This window comes from Bartonella gliris, from assembly GCF_045277155.1.
Taxonomy (GTDB): Bacteria; Pseudomonadota; Alphaproteobacteria; order Rhizobiales; family Rhizobiaceae; genus Bartonella; species Bartonella gliris.
This window is the reverse complement of sequence record NZ_CP123962.1, coordinates 1,765,075-1,781,001: the sequence shown is the minus strand read 5'-3', so window position 1 is coordinate 1,781,001 and position 15,927 is coordinate 1,765,075. Positions and strand designations below refer to the sequence as shown.

Genomic DNA, 15,927 nt, shown 5'->3' with positions numbered 1-15,927 from the left:
TCATTATGTGTTTTATTATATTGTAAAAAAACTGCTAAAGATACTCTTTTAGACTTTCTTGTCAAAAATTCAAAACAATGATCCTTTCAGGGATATGCGATTTGATGACATCAAAGTACCATTGATTTCCAAGATCAAACAGAAATTATCATCATAATTTTATAATATTTATATAAATAATATCTATAAAACATATTAAAATTATAACATAATTAAAATATCAAAATAATATATTCATAAATAAATTTACATATATAAATATTAATTAAATACAATTAATTATAAACACATTATGTATTAAATATAATAATCCACATATTCTAATATAGATCATTTTTTAATTTTGACAAATGAGCAAAAATAAAATAGCTAAGAAAGATCAATTATCGAAATCAAAAACAATTATCCATTTTCACTTCTTCTTACGAAGTTCGCGGGGAATGAATATTGGGGGCTTTCATAAGGAGAGTACGAGTGTATAAAAAATCCCTCTTATCATATGCAACAACAGCAGCTATCATACTGTTTAACATCCATCTCAATGCACATGCCGAAACCCTCGAGGGGCCTGACGAAAAAAAAGCTGAAACCCTTGAAGTTTCTGAGGGAACAGTATCAGTATCCGATAAAACCTATGAAACTCTTCACGCAAAAACCGGCGGTAAAATCACCGGCAAAGATTTAAAAGACTTAACAATAATCGGAAATAAAAATATAAACTCAAGCGAAAATAAAACCGTCTATGCTGTAACAGCAGAAGGCGCTGACAGCGCGATTACGTTACAGGGTAACACAACCATTAAAGGAACTGATTCTGTCATTTCCTTAGGTGTTGAAGCAAAAAACGGTGCTATGCTTCAAATGACTGGGGGAACCATTACCGTTTCTGACATTGGTGCTACCTTCTTTAACAGTACGAGCACAGAAAACAAACTGGAAGGTGTGACGATATCGGGTGGTAAAGGCGATGCGCTACTGAACTTTGGAATAAAGGCAAATAAAAGTACCGTCACTTTAAAAGATGTCAAAGTATCTCAAGCACACAATGCCGTATTTGCAGATAATTCTTCTACAATAACAGTCTCTGGAGGATCATTTGATGCAAAAGAGGCAACAGTAAGTGCCGCAAACGGCAGCACCATCACTTTAAAAGACGATGCTAAAATTACATCATCTGAGAACGCTGGGCTTTATGCACATGACAACGGCACAATAAAAATGACCGGAGGAACTGTAACTGGGAAAACAGCAGCATTGGCTGTAGAAAAGGGCGGACATATTACGTCCAAAGATGTTGTTCTTAAAACAACAGATGGCGATGGTATCGGTGCAAGTGCTGATGGCTCCAACAGTGTGATTGAATTGCTTGGAAACACAACGATTAGCGATACTAAAATCGGTCTTGCTGCACAAAACAGTGGCGCAATCAGTATGACTGGGGGAACCATTACAGCTTCTGTAGCTGGTGCTACCTTCTCTAATAGTAAGAGCGCAGAAAACAAACTGGAAGGTGTCACAATATCAAGCAGTAAAGGCGATGCACTACTGACCTTTGGAATAAAGGCAGATAAAAGTACCGTCACTTTAAAAGATGTCAAAGTATCTCAAGCACACAATGCCGTATTTGCAAATGATGATTCTACAATAACAGTCTCTGGAGGATCATTTGATGCAAAAGAGGCAACAGTAAGTGCCGCAAACGGCAGCACCATCACTTTAAAAGACGATGCTAAAATTACATCATCTGAGAACGCTGGGCTTTATGCACATGACAACGGCACAATAAAAATGACCGGAGGAACTGTAACTGGGAAAACAGCAGCATTGGCTGTAGAAAAGGGCGGACATATTACGTCCAAAGATGTTGTTCTTAAAACAACAGATGGCGATGGTATCGGTGCAGATGCTGTTGGCTCTAACAGTGTGATTGAATTGCTTGGAAACACAACGATTAGCGATACTAAAATCGGTCTTTTTGCACAAGACAGTGGCGCAATCAGTATGACTGGGGGAACCATTACAGCTTCTGTAGCTGGCGGTACCTTCTCTAATAGTAAGAGCGCAGAAAACAAACTGGAAGATGTCACAATATCAAGCAGTAAAGAAGGTGCGCTACTGAACTTTGGAATAAAGGCAGATAAAAGTACCGTCACTTTAAAAGATGTCAAAGTATCTCAAGCACACAATGCCGTATTTGCAAATGATCATTCGACAATAACAATCTCTGGAGGATCATTTGATGCAAAAGATGCAACAATATATGCAGCAGACGGCAGCACCATCACTTTAAAAGACGATGCTAAAATTACATCATCTGAGAGCTTCGGACTCTATGCACAAGACAGTGGCGCAATCAGTATGACTGGGGGAAGCATTACAGCTTCCGTAATTGGTGCTACCTTCTCTAATAGTAAGAGCGCAGAAAACAAACTGGAAGATGTCACAATATCAAGCAGTAAAGAAGGTGCGCTACTGAACTTTGGAATAAAGGCAGATAAAAGTACCGTCACTTTAAAAGATGTCAAAGTATCTCAAGCAATTAACAGTGTATTTGCAGATAATTCTTCTACAATAACAGTCTCTGGAGGATCATTTGATGCAAAAAATGCAACAGTAAGTGCCGCAAACGGCGGCACCGTTATTTTGACCGGTGTTACACACATCACATCATCTGAGAACTCTGGGCTTTATGCACATGACAATGGCGTAATCAAGATGACTGGAGGAACCATTACAAATTCCAAAGCTGGCGCTACCTTCTCTAACAGTACGAGCACAGAAAACAAACTGGAAGGTGTGACGATATCGGGTGGTAAAGGCGATGCGCTACTGAACTTTGGAATAAAGGCAGATAAAAGTACCGTCACTTTAAAAGATGTCAAAGTATCTCAAGCACACAATGCCGTATTTGCAAATGATCATTCGACAATAACAATCTCTGGAGGATCATTTGATGCAAAAGAGGCAACAGTAAGTGCCGCAAACGGCAGCACCGTTACTTTAACCGATAATGCAGAAATTACATCATCTGAGAGCTTCGGACTCTATGCACAAGACTCAGGCACCACAATCACAATGGCGAAAGGAAACGTCACAGGAAAAAATATAACACTGGCTGCAGAAAATAGCGGATATATTACGGCCACAGATGTTGTTCTAAAAACAACAGATGGCGATGGTATCGGTGCAGGTGCTGATGGCTTTAAAAGTGTGATTGAGTTGCTTGGAAACACAATGATTAACAATGCTGCAATCGGGCTTGGAGCACAAAACAATGGCGCAATCAGTATGACTGGGGGAACCATTACAGCTTCTGTAGCTGGCGCTACCTTCTCTAACAGTACGAGCACAAAAAACAAATTGGAAAATGTGACGATATCGAGCGGTAAAGACGATGCACCACTACTCACTGGAATAGTAGCAGAAAAAGGAAGTACAGTTGCTTTAAAAGATGTCAAAGTATCTCAAGCAAAGAATGCCATAGCTGCATATGATGATTCTACAATAACAGTCTCTGGAGGATCATTTGATGCAAAAGATGAAACAATATATGCAACAGACGGCGGCACTGTTATTTTAACCGACAATGCTCAAATTACATCATCTGATGGTTATGGACTCTACGCAAACGGTTTAAAGTCTACCATCACAATGACGAAAGGAAGCGTTAAAGGGAAACGTACAGCATTGGCTGCAGAAGATGGTGGGCATATTACGATCACAGATGTTACTCTCACAACAGAAAAGGGTAATAGCGGATTAGGTGCAAATGCCATCAACTCTGATAGTGTGATCGAATTGTCTGGAACAACGATTAACAATGCTGCAATCGGGCTTTATGCACAAAACAATGGCGTAATCAAGATGACTGGGGGAACCATTACAACCTCTAGCGCTGGCGCTACCTTTTATAACAGTGAAAGCAACGAAAATAAGTTGGAAGATGTAACAATATCGAGCAGTAAAAAAGGTGAAGCGTTGATGTTTACAGGATTAAATTCCCAAGCAAGCAATGTCACTTTAAAAAATGTACACATTACAAATGCAAGTTTCGGTGCATATGCAATGGATCATTCTAAAATAACGATATTAGGAGGATCATTTGATGGAAATAAGACAGCGGTACATGCAGCAGACGGCAGCACTATTACTTTAACCGACAATGCTCAAATTACATCATCTGGTGGTTATGGACTCCATGCAGACGGTTTAGATTCCACCATCACAATGACGACAGGAAGCATAACAGGAAAAGAGGCAGCATTGGCTGTTGAAAACGGTGGACATATTGATGCCACAAATATTTCTGCAACAGCAGAAAACAACGGCATAAAATTTGAAAATCCTGTAGAAAATACAACCTCAGAAATCAATTTAACCAATGCAAAGCTTCACGTTGAAAACGGTATTGGAATTAACGTAGATGAGTCAACCGGTACAGTTAATCTTGGCAAAAAATCGGAAATCCGTGCCGATGTTCTATTGGTACTCAAAGACTCAACGAAAGAAAATAATTTCACTTTTACCCTAAATGCTGATGACTCCGTATTAGAGGGTGGAGCAAGAATTGTAAACAGCCCTAAAACAATCTTTGATTTACAAAACAACGCACAATGGATTGTAAAAACCAGTACAAAAGAAAAAGGCGATGATGGCAATCTGCTTGATATTGCTCAAAGATCACGTTCTGATATTTCTGTGCTTAATCTCAATAACAGCTCCATTATTTTTAACGGACCAACAGAAGAGCATTATCACACATTGCATATAGGTTCTGGTAAACCAGGCACTTCAGAAGTCTATAACGCCTCTGGTGATGCAAAAGTTTACTTCAATGTTGCATGGAGTGATGGCCTAGCAAGTGCCGATCAAAAAACCGATAGGCTGCTCATTCACGGTGATGTCTCAGGCTCCACAACTGTTTATATCAAGAGCGATTTAGGAGATAACGAGAGTGTAATCAATGCCTCTGATCCTTCGAATATCGGTGGACTTTCACTCATCCAAGTATCTGGAAAAGCGAAAGAAGACTCCTTCAAATTAGCCAATGGCTATACCACAAGAGGAGGAGAGCCTTATAAATATACGCTAACTGCCTATGGACCTGAAACAAGCCATGGAAAAGCCGATATTGCGCAAAATTTGTTTGATGAAAAAAATGAAAATTTCTGGGATTTCCGTTTACACAAGGAAATTCTTGAAACAAGTTCTGGTTCAAATCCTGATCCTGAAACAAATGTACATGCCCTTGTACCACAAACGGCAAGTTACTTGGTCATGCCAAATGCTCTCTTCTACACGGGATTAACGGATATGGCTAAACAAAACGCGCTTTTAGCCAATATGAGAACATCTGTCTTGGGAAGAGAAGAGGAAAAACAAACCGGATTCTTCCTTTACACCTATGGAAGTACAGGAACACTATCCTCTGAACGCGGACCTCTCAAATACGGCTATGGCGCTGATATTCGCTATGCTGCTCTACAAGGCGGTATTACATTGGCAGCAATTGAGGGACAAAGCGTCACCACACATTTGGGGCTTTTGGGCACCTATGGAAAACTGTCTTTCACCCCGAAAGATATGGCAGATGCCAGCAAGAGCACATTGGATAAATGGTCACTGACAGCTTACGGAACTCTACAACATAACAATGGTCTGTATTTGGATACACTTTTGTCTTATGGAGTTCTAAAAGGAAATATCACCAATGCCCTCATTGGCAAGACAGCAAAGTTGAACGATGCCAAGATGTTGAGTATCTCCACCACCGTTGGCAAAGAATTTGCAACCGGAGTGGAAGGTTTAACCTTCGAACCCCAAGCCCAAGTTGCTTATCAACATTTGATGTTTAACACCATTACAGATGCTGATAATTTTACCATTGATATGAACAACCCTTCACAATGGTTGATCCGTGTTGGTGGACGCTTGACAAAAACGGTTTCCACTGAAAACAACGGTCCAATGTCTTTCTATGGAAAAGTAAACTTGATCAAAACTTTTGGTGATGATGGTGCCATCCACATTGGAAGAGACTTTGACCTTGATCCTATGGGACCTGCAATTGAAGGCGGGGTTGGCATCAATGCACAACTTTCCCACAATTTCTCGCTTCATGGTGATGTCAGTTATCAACAAAAGCTGCAAAAAACTGGTATATCAGGAGCGAGCTTTTCAGGGGGAATACGCTATCAGTTTTAACATAAGACTGTAAAAGCAAACGTATTGTATTTTGTACGTTTTAACAAAAAGGCAGCACACTGTGCTGCCTTTTCAATTTATAAATCCCAATTTTCTCATCACAGCCCCTCTCTTTTTTCAACGTATAAAGAAAAAGCGCTCTTATAAATTACTGCAGCGGATAGGAATATGTCTGTCTCTCTAAAACCCAGATCTTTTATTTAAAAGAGCTTTTCCCGCTTCTTCATTATAAGCTTTAACGAAATGAACGTTATTATAAAAAAATAAGTATAATCAATAAATCATGTGTTTTTATTTTTTAAATTCCTCTCAGAATTCATTCTTTAATGTATGATTCATCAATTATTTATGACGTAAGTATGCGCAGAATAGAAAAAGCGGGCACTCATGATTTTTATTGAAATCAAAAATCTTTTCCAAATGATAAAAATAATAAAATGCTGCTTCTTACAGCATCTCTGTGGTTTTTAAAAAGAAGAAAAATATCGCACATTTGCTCGATAAATCAAATATTTCCTGTTTTGCGGACAGTATGGTGCAGACAAAATTTTCATAAAATAGAAAATATTCATAGGTATCAATTAAGACCTACTAATTAAGACATCAAAAGTTAGAAGTAAAAATTATTTTATGTAAATTAAGACAGCCTTCTCACATCGATTTATACACTCTTGTTTTATAAAATATAAAAATATTAAATGTTTTTATAACATTGATTTAATATAAGAGAATATATTACAAAAATATTATCATTATTTTCATGAATTATTTTAATTCATTAAATAATATTTTAATAATAAAATTTGATTTATTATAACATAATTATTGTTAACTGGGGAAAACAACACATAAACTTATAAGTTAGGATGATATTGGATGTATAAAAAATCTCTTTTATAATACACAGCTACAGTAGCTATAATATTGTTCAATACCCATTTCGACACATACGCCGAATCCCTTTTTGCCAACAAAGGAGAAGAAAAAACTGCAAAAACGGGAAAAACTACAAAAATGTTTATGCACTGGACGGTGGTAAAATCCATGGCAAGGACCTAAAGATAACCGGTCTCCGAATAAAAAAAGGATCAATTATAAAAGACATAAGCGGTGCAGAAGCCAAAAAGTCTAAAAGCATAATTGAATTAGAAGGAGATACCACGATAAAAAATGTTTCAATCGGTTTGTGGGCAAAAGAAAGCGGCACGATTAAAATGACCGGCGGCTCCATTGATGTGAGAAAACTGCATATACAAACACCAATCGGTATAGAAGCCATGTCAAATGGTGCCCTCATATTAAACAATGTAAAAATTGAAGCAAGTAATCAAGACCAGCGTATAAAGACAATAGATGCAACTGGAGCAAGCTTAAAGAAAGGGGGAACATTGAGTATGACCGGTGGTTCCATTAAAGCCAATTATTTGGGTGTCGCTTTAGAAGAAAGCAATAGTGATAAAAATGAGCTTAAAAATGTCAAAATTGATCTTATGGGTCTCGCAACTGCAGAGAAAGAGAGCATAGGAATAAGTGCTATCAAAACAAGCAAAATCACTTTAAAACAGGCAACAATTACGCATGCAAGAACCAGCATATATGCAAGTGATCATTCTCAAATAACAATATCCGGTGGTTTCATTCAAGGAGATCATACGGGAATAAATGTTGAAAAAGAGAGTGTCGTAACTTTAAAAGATAAGATTGAAGTTTTATCAAATGACCATGGACTTTCTGCAAACGGGGACTTTCTGCAAACGGTCTGCAATCAAAAATTACCATGCGAGGAGGAAAATTAACCACAGCAGGCTTACAACCAGCCGTCTTAGCTGGATCTGGTGGAGAGATTAACCTTATCGATGTTGTTGTGCATACTAATGATAATGGAATAAAAACGCAAAAATTAGAAACGAAAGATGCTCCATTAACAACACAAGGTCTACAGGCACAATATGCGCAATCAAAAATCACCATGACAAGAGGAGCGATTACCACAACTGGTGTAAATCCTGCCGTTTTAGCTGGATCTGGCGAACAAATTGATCTCATCAATGTTTTTATAAAAACCAATGACATCGGGCTCCAAGCACAAGATGAGCAGTCGAAGATTACCATGAGAGGCGGAAAACTTGTCAAAACTGGAACACGATCTACCATCTTTGCAACATATGGCGGGCAAATTGATCTACAAAATGCTCAAGTACAGACTAACAAGGATGGGCTTGCAATACGCGGCAAACAATCAAAGATCACGCTAAAAAACTCGGAGGTCCATGCTAATCTTGTATTAGTAGGGAGACCCAATGAAGGCGATACTGGCGAAGCTAACGTCATTGCTGATCACTCTATTTTAGCAGGCGGAGCAAGAAATTCTGAAAAAACCCTACCCAAGCGATCTTTAGTTTAATCAACGGCACAACATAGTATTTAAAGGCAAGTACAAAAAATTATAACAGCCAACACAACCAACAACCCGATCGGATTGAAAAATTACATTCTGAAGTCTTTATGCTGAATCTCAACGACAGTACCATTGTTTTTAGGAAACCAAGAGAAGATGAATATCAAACATTAAATATAGGCCTTAAATCACCTCACGTCATAAATAACAACACAGCAAACAAAACAGTCTACAATGCAACCGGCGATGCAAAGATTTATCTTAATCTTAAATGGCATGAGGGTGCGCCAAAAGAACAACAAAAAACTGATCGACTTCTCATTCATGGAAATGTATCAGGCACCACAACAATCTATTTTAATAGCCTTTTGAAAGATGAAAACACAAAAGAAAAGAATACTGGTCCTGTAAATACGCATGGGCTCTCGCTTGTTCAGGTATCTGGAAAAGCAGATGAAAATTCCTTCAAATTGGCAAAAGGCTATACCACAATAAAGGGTTTACCTTATAAATATACACTCAATGCCTATGGACCAACATCAAGCCGTGGAAAAGCGAATATTGAACAAAGTCTCGTGGGAGAAGAGGAAGATTTTTGGGATTTCCGTTTGCAAAATACCTATCTTAATCCTGAAGAAACCACATCTCTTAATCTGGGAGAAACTACCCCTCTTGATCACGTAAAAACTACCTCTTTTGATATAGAAAAAACTGTCCCCCTTAGTCCTGAGGAAGCGACATCTCTTGATACAGAAGAGACTGCCTCTCTTAATCCTGAAGCAAAAATCAGAGCTCTTGTGCCGCAAGTAGCGAGCTATCTGGTGATGCCTAACGCTATGTTCTTCACTGGTTTCACTGATATAAACAGTCAAAATGCACTGTTAAACAATATGCAAACAACACTGTTTGGAGCACAGAGTCATAAAAAAGTGGGTTCTTTTTGTCTTCCTATGGCAATAAGGCCATATTATCTTCTAGCCGTAATCCATTACAATATGGCGATGGTGCTGATGTTCGCTATGCAGCTTTACAAGCAGGGATTACATTGGCAGCGCTAGAAAGTCAAAACATTACCACAATGCTTGGTCTTTTGGGCACATACGGAAGGTTAACATTCACCCCAAAAGACATAGAAGGTGCTGGAAAAAGTACACTTGATAAATGGTCACTCACCGCATATGGCAGCTTCCACCATGACAATGGCATATATCTAGATACGCTCTTCTCTTACGGAACTGTGAAGGGAAATATCACCACTGCTCTTATCGGAAATATCACGAAACTCAATAATACAAAAACCTCAATAATACAAAAACATTGAGTGCATCTGCCACCGTTGGCCCAAAATTGGCAACCTGTGTTGAGGGGGTGGTGTTTGAACCACAAGCACAGCTTGTTTATCAGCGTTTAATGTTTAGCACCCTCTCAGATGTCGATGGCTTTGAAGTCAATATGGGCAAACCTCATCAATGGTTGGTACGTGTTGGCGGACGTTTAATACGAACTGTAATTCCTATTGGAAACAACCATACTGTTTCCTTCTATGGTAAAGTAAATGTTATCAAAGCTTTTGCTAATCATGGTACGATACAGATTGGTGATACTTTTCGCCTTGATTCCATGGGATCTTCGCTTGAAGGCGGTATTGGTATCAATGCGCAACTCTCCGAAAAGATAGCACTTCATGGTGATATCACCTATCAACGCAAACTCCCAAAAGCTGGCATATCTGGCACTAATTTTTCCGGTGAAATCCACTATCGTTTTTAAAATAAAGTAGTAATATGCACGTTCACACAAAAGGTAGATTAAAATGTGCTGCTTTTTTAATTTCTAAATCCAAATTTATTCACCACAGATCCCCCTTCCTTTGTTATCAATACATAATAAAGAATAAAGAGTGTAAAATATTTCTGTTTCTTTGATTGATGTTTTAAAACACACAATGCACTCTCCCCTTTCCTTTTATGCTAAAGTAAATCTTCTCAACATTTTATGGTGATGCTAATAAACATAGATGAGCGATAATTTTATCTCACCGCTATAGATCTCTAACGACGACAAACTTTTGTCAGCATCCAATGTTTTTAAATATTGTCTTCATGGTGTTTCACTCAATGAACATAGACTTACCAAATGAATTTTTTGGGAATCTATTTTCCACTGGTTTGCATGACCATTTTTTTAAATTTTCTGAAGCAGATTATAAAAGCAAAAAGCACATCATTTAATATATCGTTTTGAAGTTTACAATATAAACATAATGATATAATAGTCACCCCAAAACTTGCGCCATCAGGGGAATGAAGTAAGCATTAAAAGCATATCAACATTCAAAGGCATACTTATGTATAAGAAAAATTTTTTATTGTGTACAATTGCTGGAGCTTTCCTTTTCTCTCATTTCAGTCCAACTCATGCAAAGACTCCCCCTCGTGAAATTTCTCAAGTTAATGTGACTGAGGGAGAACAAACTTTTGAAAACGTTATCATCCGCGATATAGTTAGTACAGTGAACGCTACGGGCCCGCAATCGGTGGCTACAATTATAGAAGGGACACTCACTTCAGAAATGGTTTCGTTTAGCGCAACAAAAGGTGCGCGCATTAATGCTAAAAAAGTTGATGCAAAGACACTGATAAAAGGGTTGGAAGTTGCAAACGGTATAATCAATCTTGAAGATTCAATCGTAAATGTCAAAGGAAACAATCAAAGTTATGGTATCACCTTTGGATACCTTCCACAAGGAAGCACAAACGTTATCAATCAGGTAATCCTTACCAATACAAAACTTCTCGTTAGAGATGGCATCGGTATTTTAGGTCCACTCTCAAATGGTGAGATCAAACTCAAAAACTCAGAAATTCGTTCTGACGTGTTATTACAAAATAAAAGTATGGGAAGGACTAACCCTGTCACTCTTACATTAACCGCTGATCATTCAATTTTAGAAGGGAGAACAAAAGCATTACCAAGCAACACAGTAGTTTTTACTCTGAGCAATGACAGCACATGGTTCTTAAACATTAGTAAAAATGAGACAGGTAATGATAACGATCCGTTTAATTACACACTGCTTGACATTGATAAAAGAGCGCATTCTAATGTTTCAGTACTGAATCTTAACGGTAGCTCTATCGTGTTTAATGCACCCACACAGGGGCATTATCAAACCCTAAGTGTAGGACGACAACAACGGCAGGCAACGGAAGAACGACAACAGGAAAATAGGATACCCCACGCCGAAACAGTTTATAGTGCAACAGAAGATGCAAAAATTTATTTTAACACCGAATGGAGTAATGGTCTAGCCAAAGAACAACAAAGAACCGACCGTTTTCTCGTTCATGGCAATGTATCAGGCACCACAACAATTCACTTAAAAAGCTTGTTGAAAGATGAGCAATCAAAAGAAGGAAATACTATTCCTTTAAATACACGCGGCCTCTCACTCGTTCAGGTCTCTGGAAAAGCAGATGAAAATTCCTTCAAATTGGCAAATGGTTACACAACCTTGGGTGAGTTGCCCTATAAATATATACTCAATGCCTATGGACCAACCTCAAGCCATGGGAAAGCCAATGTTGCGCAAAGCCTCGTGGAAGAAAATGAAAATTTTTGGGATTTCCGTTTGCAAAATGCTACTCTTGATGATGAAGGGAAAATCAGAGCTCTTGTCCCACAAGTGGCAAGCTATTTGGTACTGCCTAACGCTGTATTCTCCGCTGGATTGGCTGACGTAAATAATCAAAATATACTGTTAGACAATATGCAATCAACAGCCTTTGAAGCACAGGGTAATAAAAAGAAGGGAGTCTTCTTATCTACTCACGGCCATAAAGTCACATTATCTTCCAACCGTGATCCATTACAATATGGCTATGGTGCTGATGTTCAGCATACTGCACTGCAAGCAGGTTTTACATTAGCAGCGTTAGAGGATAAAAACATCACAACAACTTTTGGTCTTTTGGGTACGTACGGGAAATTAGCTTTCACACCAAAGGACATAGAAGATGCTGGGAAAACCACCCTTGATAAATGGTCTCTTGCTGCATATAGCAGCATCCAGCATAACAATGGTCTGTATGTTAATACACTCTTCTCTTACGGAGCCCTCAATGGAAATATCACCACGGCTCTCATTGGAAGTACCGCAAAATTAGATAACACGAATACATTGAGTGCCTCAGCCACCATTGGACAAAAACTAACAACCGATGCTGAAGGATTGATATTTGAACCACAAGTACAACTCGTTTATCAACGTCTCATGCTTAGCACTTTCTCGGATGTCGATGGTTTTAAAGTAAATATGGGTAATCCTCATCAATGGTTGGTACGTGTTGGTGGGCGTTTAATGCAAACTATGCTTCTTTCTAATGAAACCAGCCCCATTTCTTTCTATGGTAAACTGAATGTTCTCAAAGCTTTTAATGATAATGGCACAATACAAATTGGTGATACTTTCCACCTTGATTCTATGGGATCTTCAGTTGAAGGTGGTTTAGGTGTTAGTATAAATCTTTCTCCAAATGCTGTACTCCATGCTGATGTTAATTACCAACACAAGCTCCAAAAAGCTGGTGCATCTGGAATTAACTTCTTCGGTGGAATGCGCTACCGCTTTTAAAAATTTTTGATCTCTATTTTTGAAACCATAAGCAGCGCGACAATGTAAGTAGCGCTGCTTATGTTTTGTGCATTACAAAAAAATGAAATGCATCAAAAAGTTATTCAGTTTTTATCAAAAAAAGAAAAATACAATTAAGGGGCATCTTCATCTTTATTCATAAGAAGCATTTAGTATGCACAGCCGCTTGTGCTTTGTTTTTTTATTTTAACTTATACAAGTAGTGCCTCTGATCTAAGTGCTCAAACGCGCAGTGCACCCAAAGAGTTTAATCCTCATCTCCAAAGGAGTTTGCTCAATAACCCAACGACAAAAGTAAACAACCATGAAACGATAGATTCTTTTGGCATCGTAGAACAGGACCCGTATTTCAATAAAATTCAAAATGATTTAGATCCTGCAAGAGATCAAGTTAACAGCATTTACACTGCTGCCGGTCGCAATGTCCTGGTGCACATCAAAGTGAATGGATAGATAAACTCCGCTATGTGTATGCAAACATCCTAGCTAAGCAGTACCATCGTGATATTTCAACCAACCTCTCAACAATGATAATAGAAAAGCTTGAAAAGATAGCTTCTAGTGACATGTATGCACGGACAGCGAAATTTTCTTTTTTCTGGCAGAATTTTTTTCCGCTTTCTATTTCTTTAATTCTCTGCTAATTTTACGAGCATTCTCAGCCCTAACAGGTTTACTAGGTTGCAATGCCTCTATGATTTCAATACTTAATGAAGTGTTAAGATGTGAATTTGCATATTTTATACATTTCTTTAATCTCTGTAGTTCACTCTCTTCGACATTGTAGTCACCCAATGTTACCCCCCTGTTTCAAAGCCTTCTGTCGGGAGCAGAGAGGGCTCTTTATTTAACTCTCATTAAATTTTGAAATAACAACTTCCTTTAATAATCTTATGAATTTTTCTTTATCAAAACATTGCGTTGCCATTTCATTAAGATCTTTTTTAATAAGTTTGATAGAAATTTTTAGTCCGTTATTTTCACTAGGTGTTCCAAAATTTTTTTATAATATCAAAATAGGAAAGAATTCGCATTTTGATCAAGCACTTCAAGAGGGTTAAATAAGATCAGCAATAGCATTAATAGACAATTTTAGGTATCCTAAATCTCTATGGCTCTAATGCGCATAAGAATACCTTACAGAAGGGTGTATACGCGCGCGCCATAGCTTGTGACCAGTATGACAGAAATTTGCAACACATACTGCAAGTCTACACGATAATCAACCAACGCAATCAGCCACAATTGAAAGCAGCGAATAACTTTCTTACCACCAACAAATGATACGGCTACGAATGCTTTACAAAATGCATTACACCTTGAGACCAATAACCAACAGCGAATTGCTTCGAAGCGTAAACACTAAGTGATACAAAACACTATCGCAACTAGAATGCGCTGCAAAATAAACGAGCATGCTGCACAAAACAATAGCAACAGATAACGCCTTAAAAGACAAAACAACGCGCTTTCCAATATCTTCGAGCAGAACTAAGAAATACTTGGAACACCGATACGATACAAAAGTGGAAGGAAAAGGAGAACCTTTCGTGTCCCCTCTTCCACCTAAAAAGAATAAATTTTTTCTCATCTCCCCTAACACAGAGAAAGACCGTATTGTCAATAAATTCCACCCTGCTCATCCTGTGCCACAACATAAGGATAAGGAAAATTCATCTCCAATAACAGATGATGAAATTATTCTACAGCGTAAAGTCAATAAAAATTCGCAACTTAGTGTTGGCATTGATCCAAGTGCTAACATCATTTTTTTACCACCAAAAACGACTCTGAATACATCACCAATTGATACTGCTGACCAAACTGCCATTGATACAGCGAAACCAACTAAGCTTGTAGACAATAAAGAAACCGCAACTTTATCGCTTGCCTCTGTTTCTAAAGTAAAAGCCAAAACTCTCACGCCACCAATGGCGAGCTATTTGGTACTTATTGCCTAACGCGATGTCCGCCATTGGATTTGCCGATGTAAGCAATCAAAATGCATGGTTAGACAATATGCAAATAACAATGTTTGAACCAAAAGATAATAAAAAGAGAAGGCTCTTCTCATCTCCTTATGGCAATAGGATCACATTATCTTCCAGCCCTAATCAATCCACCACAAAAGGTACCGGTGAAGATATTTGCTATGCTGCATCGCAAGCAGATCTTACATGAGTAGCACTAGAAGATCAAAATATCAGCATAAATTTTGATCTTTTGGGGACATACGAAAAATGATCTTTCACTCCAAAGGACAGAGAAAGCTCTTTAAAGAATATGCTTGATAAATAGTCACTCACCGCATATGGAAACATTCAACATGACAGTAACATATATGCGAGCACATTCCACTTTTATGGAATTTCCAAGGAAAATATTACCACCGCTCTCACCAGAAATACAAAAAAGAAAATGATACAAAAACATTGGGGGGCTCCGCCACCATTGGTCAAAAATTGCCAACCAGTATTGAAGGAATAACGCTTGTGTCACACAAGGACAACTTGTTTATCAGTGTCTCATACTTGGCACTCTCTCAGATGATGGTGCTTTAAAGTTAACATCGGCAATCCTTATCAATGGTTGCATCCTATTGGCGAACATATAACACAAAACAAAGGCCATGCCGTTTCCTTCTAAGGAAAACTGAATATTATCAAAGCTT

At 38.1% G+C, this 15,927-nt stretch carries 6 protein-coding genes and 1 pseudogene; all 7 read left to right on the top strand.

Translation table 11 applies throughout. The annotated features are described in order from the left end of the window. Positions 1 to 474 precede the first annotated feature (474 nt). The 7 genes and pseudogenes from QHG54_RS07915 (at position 475) to QHG54_RS07885 (ending at position 15,437) form a co-directional block, all read left to right on the top strand. Positions 475 to 6,204, top strand: a complete 5,730-nt coding sequence (locus tag QHG54_RS07915; RefSeq protein ID WP_406604161.1) for an autotransporter outer membrane beta-barrel domain-containing protein — start codon at positions 475 to 477, stop codon at positions 6,202 to 6,204. A gap of 1,184 nt (positions 6,205 to 7,388) precedes the next feature. Next, complete coding sequence (locus tag QHG54_RS07910) at positions 7,389 to 8,000, top strand: hypothetical protein (protein WP_406604160.1); 612 nt, start codon at positions 7,389 to 7,391, stop codon at positions 7,998 to 8,000. Further along, positions 7,982 to 8,608: a hypothetical protein gene (locus QHG54_RS07905; RefSeq protein ID WP_406604159.1), complete on the top strand. Its 627-nt coding sequence runs from the start codon at positions 7,982 to 7,984 to the stop codon at positions 8,606 to 8,608. Before QHG54_RS07910 ends, QHG54_RS07905 begins: the two co-directional genes overlap by 19 nt. Positions 8,609 to 8,685: 77 nt before the next feature. Further along, positions 8,686 to 10,372 (top strand): annotated as a pseudogene (locus QHG54_RS07900) (autotransporter outer membrane beta-barrel domain-containing protein); the annotation flags it as partial. Positions 10,373 to 10,949: 577 nt separating this feature from the next. Next, positions 10,950 to 13,235, top strand: a complete 2,286-nt coding sequence (locus tag QHG54_RS07895) for an autotransporter outer membrane beta-barrel domain-containing protein (protein ID WP_406604158.1) — start codon at positions 10,950 to 10,952, stop codon at positions 13,233 to 13,235. A 1,571-nt stretch (positions 13,236 to 14,806) separates the two neighbouring features. Continuing rightward, positions 14,807 to 15,217: a hypothetical protein gene (locus tag QHG54_RS07890; protein WP_406604157.1), complete on the top strand. Its 411-nt coding sequence runs from the start codon at positions 14,807 to 14,809 to the stop codon at positions 15,215 to 15,217. 4 nt (positions 15,218 to 15,221) lie between these two features. Then, entirely contained in the window at positions 15,222 to 15,437 is a 216-nt protein-coding gene (locus QHG54_RS07885) for a hypothetical protein (protein ID WP_317993684.1), read from the top strand. The last annotated feature ends 490 nt before the right edge of the window (positions 15,438 to 15,927 follow it).

Excerpts from the sequence above, each read along its gene's own strand:
- QHG54_RS07905 (WP_406604159.1), top strand. The coding sequence starts at position 7,982 with ATGCGAGGAGGAAAATTAACCACAGCAGGCTTACAACCAGCCGTCTTA.
- QHG54_RS07895 (WP_406604158.1), top strand. The coding sequence starts at position 10,950 with ATGTATAAGAAAAATTTTTTATTGTGTACAATTGCTGGAGCTTTCCTT.
- QHG54_RS07885 (WP_317993684.1), top strand. The coding sequence starts at position 15,222 with ATGTCCGCCATTGGATTTGCCGATGTAAGCAATCAAAATGCATGGTTA.